Raw genomic sequence first — 17,534 nt, forward strand, 5'->3', positions numbered from 1 at the left:
CTTATTATTTTAATATATTTTTTACAAATATCCATATAGTATTGAAAAAACAGAGAAGGGGAAACTTCTCTGTTTACTTTTGTATGTTTTTTTCAACTTGTTCTCGAACTGTTTGAATGTAATTCATTTTATGATCCCAGCACTCTTGGCTTAAATCGACAGGGTATTCTTCAGGATTTAAAGTTCGCATATATTCTTCCCAAAATAGAGAGAGACTCTGTTCATTATATTTTTGAATATCTAATATACTTGGTAGTTCATATGTTCTTTCACCGTTAACGAAAATGTCTTTATGCAGTTCACGGGCTTCAAAGTTTGTTACGAATTTACTTATATATGTGTGAATTGGATGGAACATTTTTAAGCGCTCTTCTTTTCCAGGTTCTTCAGAATCTAACGCAATATAATCGCCTTCTGCATGATTATTAACCCGATTGATAATACGATAAATTCGTTTCAGTCCTGGAGTGGTAATTTTTTCAGGGTTAGATGAAATTTTAATCGTATCATTTAATTTTCCGTCAGCATCTTCAATCGCAACTAGTTTGTAAACAGCCCCCAATGCAGGTTGCTCAAAGGACGTAATTAATTTTGTCCCAACGCCCCATACGTCAATTTTTGCTCCTTGAGATTTAAGGTGCATAATTGTGTATTCATCTAAATCGCTAGAAGCGATAATTTTTGTATTTGTAAACCCTGCTTCATCTAGTAGTTTTCGTGCCTTTTTCGATAAATAAGCCATATCACCACTATCAAGACGTATGCCATAGAAATCAATACGATCCCCAAATTCTTTTGCAACACGAATTGCATTTGGAACACCAGATTTTAATGTGTCATATGTATCAACGAGAAAGACGCACTTTTTATGAGTTTCAGCGTATTTCTTAAACGCGACGTATTCATCGCGATATGCTTGAACGAAAGAGTGAGCGTGTGTGCCAGCTACAGGGATCCCGAAGCGTTTCCCAGCACGAACGTTGCTTGTAGAGGAGAAACCACCAATAAAGGCAGCACGCGTCCCCCAAAGGGCAGCATCGAACTCATGGGCACGTCTTGTGCCGAACTCTAAAAGCTCATCATTACTTGCAGCGTGTTTCATACGTGCTGCTTTTGTTGCAATTAATGTTTGGTAATTCACAATATTTAAGAGGGCAGTCTCAATAATTTGTGCTTCACCAAGTGGTGCATCAACACGTAATAAAGGCTCGTTATTAAATACAACTTCACCTTCTTGCATACTGCGAATCGTCCCAGTGAATTTCATATTTTGTAAATAATGAAGGAATTCTTCTTCAAATTGTAATTCTGCTAAATAAGCGATATCGCTTTCAGTAAAACTGAAATTTTCTATGTACTCTACAATTTTCTCAAGGCCAGCAAAAACAGCGTAACCGTTCTCAAATGGAAGCTTTCGAAAATATAAATCAAAAACAGAACGGCGATTATGAATACCATCTTTCCAATATGTATAAGCCATGTTGATTTGATATAGGTCTGTATGTAAGGCATAACTATCGTCTTTATAATGAGTCATCGCGAGAACACCTCCATAATTTGGTTATAGTATACCAATTTTTCACCATTCGTAGCAAAGAAGAGATATTGATGTGAAGTCAAGAGAGAAAAAAATGAAATTATGCATATTTTTTAGAAAATTTATATTTATCAATTTATATTTCTCCAGATTTTATGTATTATTAGAGTAATGGGGGTAATGAGAATGGAGGAGGACAATGCAACACACATTAGAAAAAATAGGCAAACAAGTCTTTTATAAACGGCTACAGCAAAAAATGACACAAGAAGAATTATGTCAGGGCATTTGTTCTGTCTCATACTTAAGTAAGATTGAAAATGGAAAGATTGAAGCATCAGAAGAAATTCTACAATTGCTCTGCACAAGACTAGAAATTGCTGTGACGGATTTGAGAGATGTAGAAGAAGATGTGAAGGGGAAGCTGGATGAATGGTTGAATGCACTAGTTCATTTGGACAAGCAACAAGTAGAACGTATATATGAAGAGTTGCAAGGTGAAATGAAGCATGTGTTGGATTTTGAAATTATAAATTATTATAAACTGCTGTATACACGTTATTTAATTATGAAAAGGGATATTTCTGCGCTCGAAGAAGAATTAGATAAGTTGAAGAAGGTATATAAAAAATATTCTCCATTTCAGAAGTTGTTATATATGTACAGTAGAGGATTATTGTGCTGTTTACAGTATAGATGGAAGGATGGGCTAGATTACTTATTAAAAACAGAAGTAATGGCCAAAGAACAGGGGTATCATGAAACAGGCTTGTATTATAATATAGCGCTTGCATATACTCATTTAGATATTCATCATCTTGCAATTCATTTTGTAAATATGGCATTAGAAGGATTTCGTAGTGAATATAAGTTTAGAAACATAATTAATTGCCAAATCCTTATTGCGGTAAGTTATACAGAAAAAGGTCAGTATGAAGAAGCTTTAAAAATGTATGAGAGTATATTGAGAGAGGCCACATCTTTTGCTGATAAGGATGTACTATTAGCTATTACTTTAAGTAATATGGGAAGTATCTATTATAAAAAAGGCAAATATCAGCAAGCGAAAAAATATTATTTAGATAGTCTACAACTTCAAAAACAAATAGATTTAAACTATTTAGATACAATATACGAAATGGCATTAGTATGCATTAAATTAGAAGAGTTGGAAGAGGCAAGGACATTAATTGATAAGGGAATTGATGCAGCAAAACAGGAAGAGAGATTTAATGCAAAATTATATTTGCTTTTAATGCTGAGATATAAATATTTTGAAGAAGCAAAAGATTATAAAGCATTTTTGGAAAATGAGGCTATCCCGTTGTATAAATCTGCAGGAAATAAAATAGAATTAAAGAAAGTATACGTTGAACTAGCAGAACATTTTTCCAGTTTATCGAGATTTGAAGAAAGTAATCGATACTATAGGTTAGTTATTGATTTAATGAATGATAATAAGGAGGAATAAAAATGAAAAAGATGGTATTTGGAGTATTGGCGTTTATAGTGACTCTTACAGTTGCTGGAGGAATACATCAATATAGCAGTAAACCTGATATTGTTGGTCAACAAGCTAAAACTGTTGAACAAGTTAATTTATAATCTCCCCCCCTTTCCAACCGGAAAGGGGTTTTTCAATATTTGTTCCTCAAAATTCTACAAAACTTGAGAAAAAAATTATTTGAATTTTTAGTATATTAATAGTGGAAACATAATGCTAATATGAAACTACTCTTTTTCAAAAAAATTTTTTATTAGGGGGAAGGTTCATGAAAAAGAAAAGTTTAGCGTTAGTGTTAGCGACAGGAATGGCAGTTACAACGTTTGGAGGGACAGGCTCTGCATTTGCGGATTCTAAAAATGTGCTCTCTACGAAGAAGTACAATGAGACAGTACAGTCACCTGAGTTTATTTCTGGTGATCTAACTGAAGCAACTGGCAAGAAAGCAGAATCTGTTGTGTTTGATTACTTAAACGCAGCAAAAGGTGATTACAAGCTAGGGGAAAAGAGTGCACAAGATTCTTTCAAAGTGAAACAAGTGAAGAAAGATGCTGTAACTGATTCAACAGTAGTACGTATGCAACAAGTTTACGAAGGAGTGCCTGTATGGGGTTCTACTCAAGTAGCTCACGTAAGTAAAGACGGTTCTTTAAAAGTATTGTCTGGAACAGTTGCACCTGATTTAGACAAAAAGGAAAAGTTGAAAAATAAAAATAAGATTGAAGGCGCAAAAGCAATTGAAATCGCGCAGCAAGATTTAGGGGTAACACCGAAATATGAAGTAGAACCAAAAGCGGACTTATATGTATATCAAAACGGTGAGGAAACAACATATGCATATGTTGTAAATCTAAACTTCTTAGATCCAAGCCCAGGAAACTACTACTATTTCATTGAGGCAGACAGCGGTAAAGTATTAAATAAGTTTAATACAATTGATCATGTGACGAATGATGATAAGTCACCAGTTAAGCAAGAGGCTCCTAAACAGGATGCGAAAGCTGTTGTAAAGCCTGTAACAGGAACGAATAAAGTAGGAACTGGTAAAGGTGTATTAGGAGATACGAAGTCGCTTAATACAACGTTATCTGGATCATCTTACTACTTACAAGATAATACACGCGGGGCAACGATTTTCACATATGATGCGAAAAACCGTTCAACATTACCAGGAACATTATGGGCAGATGCAGATAATGTTTTCAATGCAGCGTATGATGCAGCAGCAGTAGATGCTCATTACTATGCAGGTAAAACATATGATTACTATAAAGCTACGTTTAATAGAAATTCTATCAATGATGCAGGAGCGCCGTTAAAATCGACAGTTCATTACGGAAGTAATTATAACAATGCATTCTGGAACGGATCACAGATGGTATACGGAGATGGTGATGGTGTAACGTTTACTTCATTATCTGGTGGAATTGATGTAATTGGTCACGAGTTAACGCATGCTGTTACGGAAAATAGTTCAAATCTAATTTATCAAAATGAATCAGGGGCTTTAAATGAAGCGATTTCTGATATTTTTGGTACTTTAGTAGAATTCTATGATAACCGTAACCCGGATTGGGAGATTGGTGAAGATATTTACACACCTGGTAAAGCAGGAGACGCACTTCGCTCTATGAGTGATCCTACGAAGTATGGTGATCCAGACCATTATTCTAAGCGTTACACTGGTTCAAGTGATAACGGTGGTGTTCATACAAACAGCGGCATTATTAATAAACAAGCTTATTTATTAGCAAATGGTGGTACGCATTATGGTGTAACTGTAACTGGTATCGGGAAAGATAAATTAGGTGCGATTTACTACCGTGCAAATACACAGTATTTCACGCAATCTACTACATTTAGTCAAGCTCGTGCTGGTGCAGTACAAGCTGCTGCAGACTTATATGGTGCAAATTCTGCTGAAGTAGCAGCAGTTAAGCAATCATTTAGTGCTGTTGGTGTAAACTAAGGCTTTAAGGAAGAGCTAGTAATAAAATACCTCAAAAATAAAGAAGGAGCATAGGCTCCTTCTTTATTTTTTTCTCCATTTTTTCCACAAATAAAACAATCCAATAACGCCTGCGATTGTTACAACCCACTTCGCTTCATTTGTTCCGTTCATGACTTGGTATGCCGAATATACTTCAATCAATAAGGCCGGTATTTTACCTATTGTACTGGCAATACTGAAGGAGAGTAATGACATTTTCCCTAGAGCTGCAAATAAAGTCACGATACTTGATGGGATGAAAGGTATCAATCGAAACGATAGAACGAGTAGAAAGGCCTCTCTACCTTCTACATAAAGAAGACGCTCTACCTTTGGGTACTTATTTACTTTATCGTGAGTGAACTTTTGAAGGCCCAGGCGGTAAATATAAAACGAGATAATAGCCCCTAAGGCCTCACCTGCGATCGAAATGATTGTGCCATTTGTTACACCGAAGAGCTGTATATTAATGGCGGTTAAAAAGATGCTAGGAATAACACCTAAAAGACTAATGATGATGTTAATTAAGATACTAAGTGGAATTGCGATTGAATAGTATTCTGTTAAGAAATTTTGAATCGTTTCAGCCATTGTTTAAAATCCTTTATCTTTTTTTGCATTACACCATATTTCGATTGTATAGGCAAGGGAAAATTTACATAATGTAGAAAAACGTTGATAAGAAGGGGTATTGATACCTTATATGGGTATTAGGTATATAAAAATAGGGGTATTTTAAATCGTTTTGAAAAACAGTGTAAAAACCTTTGTCTAAAAGAGTTTTATAATTATATTATTGGTGATTTTATTCGGGAAATAATTATAAAATATAGGGGGTATATATTATAAAAGGCGAAAAATAGAGGGTTGATGAAATTGCGCGGGTAAATATGGAAAAATAGATGAAAAAAATGAAAACTGATAGATTTTTTCGTTGTGAAATTGACTTTTAGTGAAGTTGCGATAATAATCATGGAAGAGGTGATATGATGAAACGAATAAGTAGTCTTTTCTTCAGTAGTTTATTGGCATTAGTGCTGATCTTAAGTGGATGTGCAGGAAAAGAACAAAAAACAGAGAAACAGACAGGTAATCAAGCTACATCGGTAGAAAAAATTAGTGATAATATTTTAGATGAAATGGAAGGACCACCTAAAAATGGTCATACGATTGAAAGACATGTAGGCAAGTCAGAAGAGGATTTGAAGAATCGCTTGAAGACAGATAAAGTGTCAGCCGCAAGTACATACTATGATAAAGAAACAGCGACGAAAGCTGTAAAAGATAGCTTGAAGCAACATGACAAGGAAATTCAAGATTGGTTAAAAAATTCTAAAGAGGCTCGTCTCGTAATAAATACAACTCATTCATTCCCTGTTGGAAAAACGGTAATAAAGAAAAATATGAGTGTAAAAGACAAGTTGGTAAAAACTGTTACTGTTTTAGCAAGAGATAAGTCAGGGGAATTAGGATTTAAGATTATTACTTCTTATCCATCTGATAAATAAGAAGGGGGAGTACATTATGTATACGACATTACAATACTTTCTTAAATCGTACTGTACGTTAAGTATTCATGAGGATGAAATAGTAAGCGTGATGGAAGAGTTTATTGAACAAGAAGACGAAGAAATTGTTTTGAAATTACGTGATGAATTAATAAATATGAAGAAAAAGAACGCGTGGGAAGAGGCGTGTGTATTAGCTGCGAAGCAAGGAAACCGTATGTGGTCTTTAGAAGAAACGAAAGATCATCTTGAAACTTTTTTACTATTACTGCAAAAGAAAAAGGCGTGATTTACTCACGCCTTTTTCTTTATGCTATTTGGTTGATATTATCTATTCTTTTGGAGCGCTTTTATATACGCTTTTTGAAATTTGTCCATTTGATATTACTTCCCCGTTTTGTGTTACTTTTTTATACGTAACCGCTGTGATTTTATCACTAGTTCTACTAATTACTTGAGAAGAAACTTCAACATTTTTACCAGTATTTGTACCGAAAATGCGTGTAGTAATACTACCTCCATTTGAAAATGCTTGAATATAAATATGATTGCCTGTATTATTTTTAAATTTTAAATCTGGACCATAATCTGCTACTGCTGCATCTTGCCCAAGTGGTAAATAATTTACTGGCATAGAATGATTGCTTCGAGAAACAATTCCTAAATCAGCCCTTAAAGCTGCGCTGTATAAAGTACTACTGACTTGGCAAACTCCTCCGCCTGCACTTTGTATTACTTTACCTTGTGAATATACTGCTGCAGATTTGTAACCATGTGCAGCATCAGTTACGCCAACGCGGCCGTTAAAACTAAATGTTTCATCAGGTGCCACAATAACCCCACTTAAAGTATTAGCTGACTTATTTACGTTAAATGATTGATTTCCGTTACGGCCAGCCATTGGAGTAGAATATTCAGCAATGACTTCTTTAATACCCATTTTCTGTATATCTTCTGTAGAGCGTTCTGGTTTTATGAATGTAACTGGTAATGTAACATCTGATTTACCAGTAGTAATAGCTTCGTTTGTTAAACTGTTTAGTTTTCCTTTATCAATTTTTTCTCCGTTTTGGCTTTGACTAACATTTACTGTTGAGCCTTCAATGCTTAATTCTGCATTAACAGGATTTTTTAATGTTTCATTATATTTATCTTTTATAAAGGTTTCATAAGCTGTTGCATTTAATTGTGGTGTTAATTTATAGTCACGTTTTAATTCACCGTTTTCAGCTTGCTTACGCATTTTGTAACGATTCATTACGTTTCCTTCTTGTTCTTTAAAGATTTTGTCAATAATATCTTTCTCTTTATAATTTACTCCTAAATCTTTCCATGTGTAAGTTTGTTTATCGTTTTGGAATATGTAGGTAAGGGATTTTTGATCTAATTCAGTTACCCTTTGATTAATAATTGCTTGAATATCTTTCTTATTTTTTCCATCGAGAGAAATACCTTCAAATGTAGTATTTGGTAATGCAGTAGTATCTAATTGATTATTTAATTTGGATACATATTGATATCCCCCAACACCGCCTACACAAAGTAATATGCCCCCAGCAATTGCAGAACCAATCAGTATTTTACTTAGCTTCATTTATTTCCCCCCAGAAATTTATGTATAAATATATGTATTACATTTTTTGTATAAAAATGATGAAAATAACATTATGTACGTACTAGTATACTATTATTTTCACTGCGTGTGTAATGTTTTCATAAAAAATGTTACATTGCTGTAATAATTGTCACTTCTTGTCACAATGTGTATGAAAAATATGTTGAAAAATATAATAAAAAGGCTGTCTAGAAAGATCTAGCAGCCTTTTTATTATAATTTTTTATGTTCATTTTTATTCGTAACACCGAGATGTTTTTGAAGGGTAGTTGAAATAGTATCGACGCTTTTTTCATTTGGAACGTAATAATAAATACCACCTATATATTTATCTGTACCTTCTACTTGCATTTTTTCCATCTTTAAATTTGAATCCATTGAATTTTTTGTAATTGTCATCATATCATCAAAAGTTAAATTGGTTTTTAAGTCTTTATCGACAGCGTCTAGTAGGCCACCGATTTTATTAATGGAATTAAGAGATAGTGCCTTTTCAGCAATGGCCTCTAATACAAGCTGTTGTCGTTGGCCACGCATATAATCACTATCGATGTGACGAGTTCTAGCTAGTGCCAGTGCCTCTTCTCCATTTAAATGTTGACGTCCTTTTTTTAGATGAATTGCATCTGCTTCATCTTTACTGTTTTGCTCTGTGAATTCAACTGGAACGTCCACAGTAATGCCACCAAGAGAATCAACAATTTTAATAAAGGATTTAAAATTGAATTTTACATAATAATCAACTGGAACATCTAAAAAGTTCTCTACCGTATCAATTGTGCTGTCTACACCACCGAATACGTGCGCATGTGTGATTTTATCGTATTTATCACGTGATTTAATGTAGACGCGTGAGTCACGTGGAATGCTTACAAGTTTAACGGATTTATCGTTTTTATTAATTGTTGCAAGTAATAACGCATCTGTTCGAGTTGCTTTTCCATAACCTTTTTCCCTAATATCACTTTCATCAACACCCATAATTAGTACGGAAATATTGTCGGTCATAGGTTTAACAGCTTTTTCACGTTTACTGGACTTATCTCCTCGACCTAGTTCAGCATAAGCATTATTTAAGACGGACTTTGCTTTACTGTATATATGGAAGGAGTAGCCTCCTGCTCCAAGTGCTACAATTAGTAATGGAATAAGAAGGAACCAAAGTAGGCGTTTTTTCTTTGAGCGTCCTTTTTTGGATCGCGTATTGTTGTTCGTGTCGGATTTCATCATTTTTTCTCCTTTAAAACTATCAAAGTGTATACATTTAGAAGTGTATTCAAACACATAAAAAATATTTTACGCTAAATAAAAGCGATTGTACATGTATAAAAAATAGATGTCTTGATTATTTATCCCGTATTAACGAGCAGTAAAACGCCCACCTCAAAGTCCAGTGAATACAATGAAGTTAGGTGGGAGATAACTGCCCGTAAATACCCGATTGGTGAAGGCTAATAATCAGAGTGGGGATAGCCCCACTCTGATTAAAGTTTCACTTTATAAGACACCTATTCGTTATTGTATACAAAAGATAGGGATAAGAAAATGATAAAATTTTACCTAATTACAACATAATGCTTACGATAATTGCAGATAAAATACTAACGAGAGTAGCTCCATATAGTAATTTAAGGCCAAACCTCGCAACAACGTTTCCTTGTTCTTCGTTTAGTCCTTTTACCGCACCTGAAATAATACCAATGGAAGAAAAATTGGCAAAAGATACAAGGAAAACAGAAATAATACCAACTGTACGGGGAGAAAGACTATTAGAAATTTTACTAAGGTCCATCATTGCGACAAATTCATTCGTTACAAGCTTCGTTGCCATAATGCTGCCAGCTGCTACAATTTCAGAACTTGGTACACCGATAAGGAATGCGATAGGTGCAAATACGTAGCCAATTAATTGTTGGAACGTAATACCGAATATAATGAGGAACAAGTCATTAATACAACTAATTAAGGCAACAAATCCGATGAGCATAGCGCCGACAACAATGGCTACACGAAAACCATCAAGAATGTATTCTCCAAGCATTTCAAAAAAGCTTTGTTTTTCACCTTTGATTTCTAAAATATCTTCGTCATCTTTAACGTCGTAAGGGTTAATGATGAGTACGATAATAAAACCGCTAAATAAATTGAGAACGAGTGCAGTTACTACATACTTAGGTTCAATCATTGTCATATAGGCACCTACGATAGACATAGATACGGTTGACATAGCGGAGGCACAAAGTGTATAAAGACGGTGTTTTGGGATTTGAGCTAATTGCTTTTTTACTGTAATAAAAACTTCTGATTGGCCGACAATGGCAGAGGCGATAGCGTTGTAAGATTCTAATTTCCCAAGACCATTTATTTTACTAAGAAAGTACCCGATCCAACGAATGAAAAATGGTAGTATTTTGAAATGTTGTAATATACCAATTAAAACAGAAATAAAGACGATTGGTAATAATACAGTAAGGAAAAATGGCATTTCACCTTTATTTGCAAGACCACCAAATACGAAATTTATTCCATTAGCAGCATACTCGAGTAGCTTTGTAAACAAACTGGAAATGATTCTAATAAGTATGAGGCCGATTTCTGTATTTAATAGTAAATAGGTTAAAATTAACTGTATAATAAGCATGATAAAAATTGGTTTAAATTTAATATGCTTCTTATTATTGCTAGCAATATAAGCGAGCAAGAAAACAACAATTAGTCCGACGAAAAAAGTAATGAATTTCATGGTAAGCCCCCTAAAAGAGATATTCTGCTATATATGTTTTTCATTTCAAGGGAGAATATGCATCTTTGGTAAAGAAAGGAATAGAGAGAGTATGAATATATGTAGAGTGCATCACGTTGCAATTATTTGTTCGAATTATGAGACGTCAAAGTATTTTTATACTAGAATATTAGGGTTTAAAGAAATGAATGAAGTATATAGAAAGGAACGAGATTCTTATAAATTAGATTTATGTGTAGGAGAAGAGTATCAAATCGAATTATTTTCATTTCCAAATCCGCCTGAGCGCAAAAGTTTTCCAGAAGCAGCCGGTCTTAGACATTTAGCATTTGCTGTTACAAATATAGAAGAAGCTGTGAAGCATTTAAATCAATGTGGTGTTGAGACCGAACCGATCCGTATTGATGAAATAACGGGGAAGAAATTCGTCTTTTTCCAAGACCCTGATGGTTTACCTTTAGAATTGTATGAGGTTTGAAAATTGGTGGATTTTATATAGAGTTGCTTTCCAATAATTGAAGAAACTAAAGTGAAACTTCTTTTTAAAAGGAGGTGTAACTTTAGCTAAGAAAGCTAAAGAGCATATGTGGATATTTTAAAATTATTGATGGTAGTCATTCTTATTGGGTTAACAGCATTTTTTGTGGCTGTTGAATTTGCAATTATTAAGGTACGTAGCAGTCGTATTGATCAACTCGTTAGCGAAAAAAGACGAGGTGCACTGGCCGCTAAAAAGGTAACTACAAATTTAGATGAATATTTATCGGCCTGTCAGCTAGGTATTACAATTACTGCTTTAGGGCTCGGGTGGTTAGGGGAACCAACCATTAAACATTTACTCGAGCCGTTGTTTTTAAAATTGCAATTCTCACCTACAATTTCCAGTACAGTTTCATTTATTATTGCCTTTGCAGTAATTACATTTTTACATGTTGTCATTGGGGAACTTGCTCCAAAGACATTTGCTATACAAAAAGCAGAACAAGTTAGCTTATTGTTATCGAAGCCACTTATTTATTTTTACCGAGTTATGTATCCGTTTATTTGGGCTTTGAATGGTTCAGCGAGGGTTGTAACTGGTTTATTTGGATTAAATCCAGCTTCTGAACATGAAGTAGCTCATTCAGAAGAAGAATTAAGGTTAATCTTATCTGAGAGCTATGAGAGCGGAGAGATTAACCAAAGGGAATTTAAATATGTAAATAATATTTTTGAATTTGATAATAGAGTAGCAAAAGAAATTATGGTACCTCGTACGGAAGTTGTAGGCTTATATGAGGACGAACCATTTGAAACACATATTAAAGTAATCGCGCAAGAAAAGTACACGAGATATCCTGTATTTGGTGAAGATAAAGATGAAATTATTGGGATGGTTAATGTAAAAGATTTATTTATTCGTTATATGGATGGTAATCGGGACGAGGAGTGCTCGATTATGCCATATACAAGGCCAGTTATTGAAGTGCTAGAAAATATTCCAATTCATGATTTACTATTACAAATGCAAAGAAAACACATTCCATTAGCTGTATTGTATGATGAATATGGTGGTACAGCAGGGATTGTTACACTAGAAGATATTTTAGAAGAAATTGTTGGAGAAATTCGAGATGAATACGATGAAGATGAGAATCCACCTATAGAGCATGTAAGTGAAGGTTATAAAATCGTAGAGGGAAAAGTGCTTATTAGTGAAGTAAATGATTTGCTTGGCATACATTTAATTGCTGATGATGTAGATACAATTGGTGGCTGGATTATGGTACAAAAACAAATCGTTGCTGAAGGAGATGTTATTGAGAAATACGGTTTTTATTTTAAAGTCCTTGAAAAGGATATGCATCAAATTAAACGAGTGGAAATAAGGAAAGTAGAAGAATGATTTTCTATAAACTTTAATAAAAAGGATATGCAGAAAAATAAATGTTTGCGCTTTCAAAAAAGGTACTATATAGTGAAGGTGGATACTGAAAAATTCTTCTGAATGATACTCGTGTTTTTAGAGGGCGGATTTTTTGGATAAGGATTTAGAATGAAAAAGTATAGGTGATAAAAATGATAGCAACGAAGGATATACGTATAGAAAAAGATTTTTTAGGTGAAAAAGAAGTACCAAGTGCAGCTTATTATGGTGTACAAACATTACGTGCCGTAGAAAACTTCCCAATTACAGGATATCGCATTCATCCATCACTCATTACAGCAATGGCAATTGTGAAAAAAGCGGCGGCGCTTGCGAATATAGATACTGGTTACTTAGCTAAAGACATTGGACATGAAATTGCAGAAGCAGCGCAAGAAATTGTTGATGGAAAGTTTCATGATCAATTTATCGTGGATCCTATTCAAGGCGGAGCCGGAACTTCTATTAATATGAATACAAATGAAGTAATTGCGAATAGAGCGTTAGAACGTATGGGATATGAAAAAGGGGCGTATGCGAAAATTAGCCCAAACACTCATGTGAACATGGCCCAATCAACGAACGATGCGTTTCCGACAGGAATTCATATTGCAACTCTTATGATGTTAGAAAAGCTTCTTATTACAATGGAAGAACTTCATTCTGCTTTTCGTAAAAAAGCAAAAGAGTTTGATCACGTTATTAAAATGGGACGCACACATTTACAAGATGCAGTTCCAATTCGCCTTGGACAAGAATTTGAAGCGTATAGCCGAGTGCTTGCGCGTGATATAAAAAGAATTAAACAGTCTCGTCAACATTTATATGAAGTGAATATGGGGGCGACAGCTGTTGGTACAGGATTAAATGCAAATCCTACGTATATTGAACAGGTGGTAAAACATTTAAGAACGTTTAGTGGGTTCCCACTTGTTGGTGCAGAGCATTTAGTTGATGCAACGCAAAATACAGATGCATACACAGAAGTATCTGCAGCACTTAAAGTATGTATGATGAACATGTCTAAAATTGCAAACGATCTTCGTATTATGGCGTCTGGGCCACGTGTTGGGTTGGCTGAAATTCAATTGCCAGCACGTCAGCCGGGTTCATCGATTATGCCAGGTAAAGTGAATCCAGTTATGGCAGAAGTGATTAACCAAGTCGCATTCCAAGTAATCGGAAACGATCATACAATTTGCTTAGCATCAGAAGCAGGACAATTAGAGTTAAACGTAATGGAGCCTGTGCTTGTATTTAATTTAATTCAATCTATAAGTATTATGAATAATGGATTCCGTGTATTCCGTGAATATTGTATTGAAGGAATTACAGCAAATGAAGAATTGCTGAAGCAATATGTTGAGAAAAGTGTTGGAATTATTACAGCAGTTAATCCTCATATTGGTTATGAAGCAGCATCTCGTATTGCACGTGAAGCGATTGAAACAGGAAAATCTGTTAGGGAGTTATGTTTAGAGCATGGTGTACTGACAGAAGAGGAATTGGATATTATTTTAGATCCATTCGAAATGACTCACCCTGAAATTGCTGGAGCTTCTTTATTAAAAAATAAAGAAATGTAATGTGAAAAACACCGATCCATTTGGATCGGTGTTTTATTTTTAAAAGATATTAAATACAGCGTTTAATTGAAGTAAGCTAATAACAGCTAAGAAGATTAAACTGTATTTCATTGCTGTTTTAAATAGAGCAGATTCTTTACCAACTAGTCCAACTGCGGCACAAGCAACTGCTACAGATTGTGGTGAAACCATTTTTGCCATTGTACCACCTACTACGTTTAAGGCAACGAGTGTAGAAGGAACGATGTTTAACTGGTCTGCTGTTACTGCTTGAAGTGGTGCGAATAAAGAACCACTTGAAACTACTGAACCTGTAATGAATACGCCAATCCATCCTAAGATTGGAGAAAGAACTGGGAATGCATTACCAGTAGAAGAGAATGCAAGTCCAAGTGTAGATGACATACCAGAGTAGTTCTCTACGTAAGCTAAAGCGATAACGCTACAAATTGTATATACTGGAGCTTTTAATTCTTTCATTGTTTCAATCATTAATTCCTTAACCATTTTACCTTTTACGCGGTAAACGATAAGTGAAACGATAATTGCTAGTACAATCGCAGTAGTTGTAGAAGAGAATACATCAAATTTGAAAACAGCTGCGAAAGGTGTATCAGCTTTTGTAATTGGTGTAGTTTTCATAACAGCATTATGAAGACCAGGGAACTGAATGTTAAATACTAAGTTTGCTAACGCACCATCTGGAGCAAATAAAGCTTTAATCGGTTTTAAGTTAAAGATTGTTACAAATGCAGTTAAGAATACGAATGGAGACCAAGCATATAAAATTTGATTGAATGTATGTGATACTTTAGTTTCTTGTTTTTCTTCTTTAGTAGAAGATTTTGGTTGCCAAACACGTAAGAATAATGCAAGAGCAATCATACTTACAACGGCTGCGAAAATATTAGTAAGTTCTGCGCCTAAGAAGTAAGTTACAGCGAATTGAGTAATAGCGAAAGAAACACCACTTACAAGAATACCTTGCCAAGTTTCTTTAATACCTTTAATTCCATCGACCATTGAAACAAGTAAGAAAGGTAAGATAACACTAATGAAAGGTAAAATAAGAACAGTTTGACGACCAATAGTTAATGCGTCAAGTTGAGTTAATTGTGCTGGTACTGTAACTGGAATACCCATAGCACCCATAGCACCACCAGCAATATTAGCTACTAAACAAATACCTGCTGCTTTTAATGGATTAAAGCCCATACCTACAAGTAGTGCGGCTGTAATAGCAACTGGAACCCCTAGACCAGCTGCGCCTTCTAAGAAAGCACCGAAAGAATAAGCGATTAATAATACTTGTAAACGTTGATCATTTGTAATGCTTGAAATACTATCGCGAATAATATTGAATTGCTCTGTTTTAACAGTTAATTTGTAAAGGAAAATTGCAGCGATAACGATAGTACAAATTGGATAAAATCCAGATAAAACACCGAATCCGGCAGATGCTACAGCTACTGTTGCTGGCATTTTATAAACAAATATTGCAAGGATAATAGCGACAATCACACTATAAAGACCAGCCATGTAACTTTTCATTTTGAATCCCATTAAACAAATGATGAAACAAAAGATTGGAAGTGCTGCGATTAGTGCAGATAACCAAATATTGTTTAACGGGTCATAAATTTGTGTCCAAGTACTCATAATAATGACAACTCCTATCTATTATATGTGAAGAAATTCACATTATTTGTGAAACAATTCACAATCAACTTACATGCTTAGTATATTCTCCTTCAACACTATTGTCAACGTAAAAAAGTATAATTATTCCATAATAGTGTTAAAAGAAAAGCTTTGTTCATAAAGTAGACAAAAAACACACTCAAATGAATTTAAGTGCGCTGTATAAACTATGTGCATATTATTTTGCTTATTCAGATGGCATGTTCCTTATAGGCGTATATTAGATGAAGTCTTTTATATTAAGTATAAAGTTTGATATATGCAATTATCTGTCCTGTTTGATCTAGTGGGGGGAACGGTGAGTGGATTTAATAGGAAGTTTTGCACAACAATCCAACCGCTTGCAATACGAATAAAAAATAAGAAACAAATTTTTAATATCACATCATCTCTTTTTACTGAAAATTCCTTTTAGCGTAACAAAGAGGTTAATTATAGTTCAACTACATTACGATAGGTTATCAATTATAGACGGTATTTTACAATACCGTTACTGTGCATTTCAATGAGGTGAAAATATAACAAAAAGCCTGATAAAACAACGTTTGCAAGCAAAGTATTCGTAGGCCATTATTTTGCTTTTTCGTTATATCATATAGTATAATATTCAAAATCAGCAAGGATTTTTTCCTGAATTTTTGCTGATAAAGATGGAAAAATTTTTCGGCTTTATAGGTTGATAAAGTTATGTCGTAACAGGAAATATAAGAACAGATATATAAATAAATAAAAAGAACATAAAAACGCAAATAAAAACGAAAATGAGGGGAACTTTATGAGCCAAAATCAATTCGAATGTCGTATTTCAGAAGAAGATGTACAAATGTTAAGAGCGTTAGCTCACCCACTTCGTCTACGTCTAGTAATGGAACTTATGCAAAGAGGAACATGTAATGTAACACAGCTACAGGAAGTATTAGAAATTCCACAATCAACTGTTTCACAACATTTAACGAAGTTAAAGCAAAATAAAGTAGTACGCTTTGAAAGACGAGGATTAGAAGTGTATTATCAAATCCATAATGATAAAGTAAGTGCAGTAGTAAAAACATTATTTTCTTAAAATTTGAATATTATGGAAAAAGACGTGTAGAATATACGTCTTTTTTTATTTGTCAGAAAGGTAGCGAGAGAGTAAATATTAGCATGTTAGGAAGAAATGACTATCAATCAATATGCTGCCTTACGGAATATATTCTAAAAGGAAAAGAAAAAATAAAAAGGAGTATAGTAAGCAAAAGGAGGGATAGTAGTATGGATGTGAAACGTGTGAAACAAATCTTATCTTCTTCAAGTAGAATTGACGTTACATATGAGGGCGTACCAGTATGGATTGAGAGCTGTGATGAGCAGAAGGGGAGTGCTCAAGTGTATGATGTATCTAATCCTGGTGAGAGCGTTCATGTGGACGTGACAGCTTTAGAGGAGAAATAATAAAAAAGAC

Annotated in this window: 16 protein-coding genes; 10 read left to right on the top strand and 6 right to left on the bottom strand. The window is 34.3% G+C overall.

What is annotated here, in order from left to right:
* Window positions 1-73: 73 nt before the first annotated feature.
* Window positions 74-1,537 (bottom strand): nicotinate phosphoribosyltransferase, encoded by a 1,464-nt coding sequence (locus NST86_RS03030; RefSeq protein ID WP_086423296.1) that lies wholly within the window; start codon window positions 1,535-1,537, stop codon window positions 74-76.
* 199 nt (window positions 1,538-1,736) lie between these two features.
* Between NST86_RS03030 and NST86_RS03035 the strand changes: the two genes are divergently transcribed.
* The 3 genes from NST86_RS03035 (at window position 1,737) to NST86_RS03045 (ending at window position 5,010) form a co-directional block, all read left to right on the top strand.
* Window positions 1,737-3,008 (top strand): tetratricopeptide repeat protein, encoded by a 1,272-nt coding sequence (locus tag NST86_RS03035; RefSeq protein WP_001164881.1) that lies wholly within the window; start codon window positions 1,737-1,739, stop codon window positions 3,006-3,008.
* Between the two features lie 2 nt (window positions 3,009-3,010).
* Entirely contained in the window at window positions 3,011-3,142 is a 132-nt protein-coding gene (nprX, locus tag NST86_RS03040; RefSeq protein ID WP_016112135.1) for a quorum-signaling peptide NprX, read from the top strand.
* A gap of 167 nt (window positions 3,143-3,309) precedes the next feature.
* Entirely contained in the window at window positions 3,310-5,010 is a 1,701-nt protein-coding gene (locus NST86_RS03045) for a M4 family metallopeptidase (protein WP_000730369.1), read from the top strand.
* A 63-nt stretch (window positions 5,011-5,073) separates the two neighbouring features.
* On the opposite strand, the gene NST86_RS03050 is transcribed toward NST86_RS03045, so the two are convergent.
* Window positions 5,074-5,622 (bottom strand): TVP38/TMEM64 family protein, encoded by a 549-nt coding sequence (locus tag NST86_RS03050; protein ID WP_000852232.1) that lies wholly within the window; start codon window positions 5,620-5,622, stop codon window positions 5,074-5,076.
* A gap of 398 nt (window positions 5,623-6,020) precedes the next feature.
* Here NST86_RS03050 and NST86_RS03055 point away from each other — a divergent pair, with 398 nt between their 5' ends.
* On the top strand, window positions 6,021-6,539 hold the full coding sequence (locus tag NST86_RS03055) for an RNase A-like domain-containing lipoprotein (protein ID WP_000822699.1): 519 nt from the start codon (window positions 6,021-6,023) through the stop codon (window positions 6,537-6,539).
* 16 nt (window positions 6,540-6,555) lie between these two features.
* Window positions 6,556-6,828 carry a hypothetical protein gene (locus NST86_RS03060; RefSeq protein WP_000288803.1) on the top strand — a complete coding sequence of 91 codons (273 nt, stop codon included), beginning with the start codon at window positions 6,556-6,558 and terminating at the stop codon, window positions 6,826-6,828.
* A 42-nt stretch (window positions 6,829-6,870) separates the two neighbouring features.
* Here the strand turns inward: NST86_RS03060 and NST86_RS03065 are convergent, their stop codons facing one another.
* From NST86_RS03065 to NST86_RS03075, 3 genes are all read right to left on the bottom strand, one after another.
* Window positions 6,871-8,133: a VanW family protein gene (locus tag NST86_RS03065; protein WP_000777362.1), complete on the bottom strand. Its 1,263-nt coding sequence runs from the start codon at window positions 8,131-8,133 to the stop codon at window positions 6,871-6,873.
* A gap of 234 nt (window positions 8,134-8,367) precedes the next feature.
* A complete protein-coding gene (locus NST86_RS03070; RefSeq protein WP_140159032.1) occupies window positions 8,368-9,384 on the bottom strand; it encodes an LCP family protein in 1,017 nt (338 codons plus the stop codon).
* Between the two features lie 334 nt (window positions 9,385-9,718).
* The gene (locus NST86_RS03075; RefSeq protein WP_000668870.1) at window positions 9,719-10,897 is read right to left on the bottom strand and encodes a NupC/NupG family nucleoside CNT transporter; all 1,179 of its coding nucleotides are present in this window, start codon (window positions 10,895-10,897) and stop codon (window positions 9,719-9,721) included.
* 91 nt (window positions 10,898-10,988) lie between these two features.
* On the opposite strand from NST86_RS03075, the gene gloA2 reads away from it, so the two are divergent.
* The 3 genes from gloA2 to aspA all read left to right on the top strand — a co-directional run bounded on the left by gloA2 (window position 10,989) and on the right by aspA (window position 14,389).
* Window positions 10,989-11,375: an SMU1112c/YaeR family gloxylase I-like metalloprotein gene (gene gloA2 / locus NST86_RS03080; protein WP_001017685.1), complete on the top strand. Its 387-nt coding sequence runs from the start codon at window positions 10,989-10,991 to the stop codon at window positions 11,373-11,375.
* Window positions 11,376-11,483: 108 nt separating this feature from the next.
* Window positions 11,484-12,782 carry a hemolysin family protein gene (locus NST86_RS03085; protein ID WP_000353325.1) on the top strand — a complete coding sequence of 433 codons (1,299 nt, stop codon included), beginning with the start codon at window positions 11,484-11,486 and terminating at the stop codon, window positions 12,780-12,782.
* 173 nt (window positions 12,783-12,955) lie between these two features.
* On the top strand, window positions 12,956-14,389 hold the full coding sequence (gene aspA, locus NST86_RS03090; protein ID WP_000562129.1) for an aspartate ammonia-lyase: 1,434 nt from the start codon (window positions 12,956-12,958) through the stop codon (window positions 14,387-14,389).
* Between the two features lie 39 nt (window positions 14,390-14,428).
* Here aspA and NST86_RS03095 read toward each other — a convergent pair whose 3' ends face one another.
* Window positions 14,429-16,048 carry an L-lactate permease gene (locus NST86_RS03095; RefSeq protein ID WP_000109101.1) on the bottom strand — a complete coding sequence of 540 codons (1,620 nt, stop codon included), beginning with the start codon at window positions 16,046-16,048 and terminating at the stop codon, window positions 14,429-14,431.
* A gap of 817 nt (window positions 16,049-16,865) precedes the next feature.
* On the opposite strand from NST86_RS03095, the gene NST86_RS03100 reads away from it, so the two are divergent.
* Both NST86_RS03100 and NST86_RS03105 read left to right on the top strand, forming a co-directional pair.
* Window positions 16,866-17,153 (top strand): ArsR/SmtB family transcription factor, encoded by a 288-nt coding sequence (locus tag NST86_RS03100; protein WP_000081428.1) that lies wholly within the window; start codon window positions 16,866-16,868, stop codon window positions 17,151-17,153.
* Between the two features lie 191 nt (window positions 17,154-17,344).
* Complete coding sequence (locus tag NST86_RS03105; RefSeq protein WP_000382679.1) at window positions 17,345-17,524, top strand: acid-soluble spore protein H; 180 nt, start codon at window positions 17,345-17,347, stop codon at window positions 17,522-17,524.
* The last annotated feature ends 10 nt before the right edge of the window (window positions 17,525-17,534 follow it).

It is taken from the genome of Bacillus sp. FSL L8-0199 (genome assembly GCF_038005705.1).
GTDB lineage: Bacteria > Bacillota > Bacilli > Bacillales > Bacillaceae_G > Bacillus_A > Bacillus_A cereus.

Excerpts from the sequence above, each read along its gene's own strand:
- NST86_RS03030 (WP_086423296.1), bottom strand. The coding sequence starts at position 1,537 with ATGACTCATTATAAAGACGATAGTTATGCCTTACATACAGACCTATAT.
- NST86_RS03035 (WP_001164881.1), top strand. The coding sequence starts at position 1,737 with ATGCAACACACATTAGAAAAAATAGGCAAACAAGTCTTTTATAAACGG.
- nprX (WP_016112135.1), top strand. The coding sequence starts at position 3,011 with ATGAAAAAGATGGTATTTGGAGTATTGGCGTTTATAGTGACTCTTACA.
- NST86_RS03045 (WP_000730369.1), top strand. The coding sequence starts at position 3,310 with ATGAAAAAGAAAAGTTTAGCGTTAGTGTTAGCGACAGGAATGGCAGTT.
- NST86_RS03050 (WP_000852232.1), bottom strand. The coding sequence starts at position 5,622 with ATGGCTGAAACGATTCAAAATTTCTTAACAGAATACTATTCAATCGCA.
- NST86_RS03055 (WP_000822699.1), top strand. The coding sequence starts at position 6,021 with ATGAAACGAATAAGTAGTCTTTTCTTCAGTAGTTTATTGGCATTAGTG.
- NST86_RS03060 (WP_000288803.1), top strand. The coding sequence starts at position 6,556 with ATGTATACGACATTACAATACTTTCTTAAATCGTACTGTACGTTAAGT.
- NST86_RS03065 (WP_000777362.1), bottom strand. The coding sequence starts at position 8,133 with ATGAAGCTAAGTAAAATACTGATTGGTTCTGCAATTGCTGGGGGCATA.
- NST86_RS03070 (WP_140159032.1), bottom strand. The coding sequence starts at position 9,384 with ATGATGAAATCCGACACGAACAACAATACGCGATCCAAAAAAGGACGC.
- NST86_RS03075 (WP_000668870.1), bottom strand. The coding sequence starts at position 10,897 with ATGAAATTCATTACTTTTTTCGTCGGACTAATTGTTGTTTTCTTGCTC.
- gloA2 (WP_001017685.1), top strand. The coding sequence starts at position 10,989 with ATGAATATATGTAGAGTGCATCACGTTGCAATTATTTGTTCGAATTAT.
- aspA (WP_000562129.1), top strand. The coding sequence starts at position 12,956 with ATGATAGCAACGAAGGATATACGTATAGAAAAAGATTTTTTAGGTGAA.
- NST86_RS03095 (WP_000109101.1), bottom strand. The coding sequence starts at position 16,048 with ATGAGTACTTGGACACAAATTTATGACCCGTTAAACAATATTTGGTTA.
- NST86_RS03100 (WP_000081428.1), top strand. The coding sequence starts at position 16,866 with ATGAGCCAAAATCAATTCGAATGTCGTATTTCAGAAGAAGATGTACAA.
- NST86_RS03105 (WP_000382679.1), top strand. The coding sequence starts at position 17,345 with ATGGATGTGAAACGTGTGAAACAAATCTTATCTTCTTCAAGTAGAATT.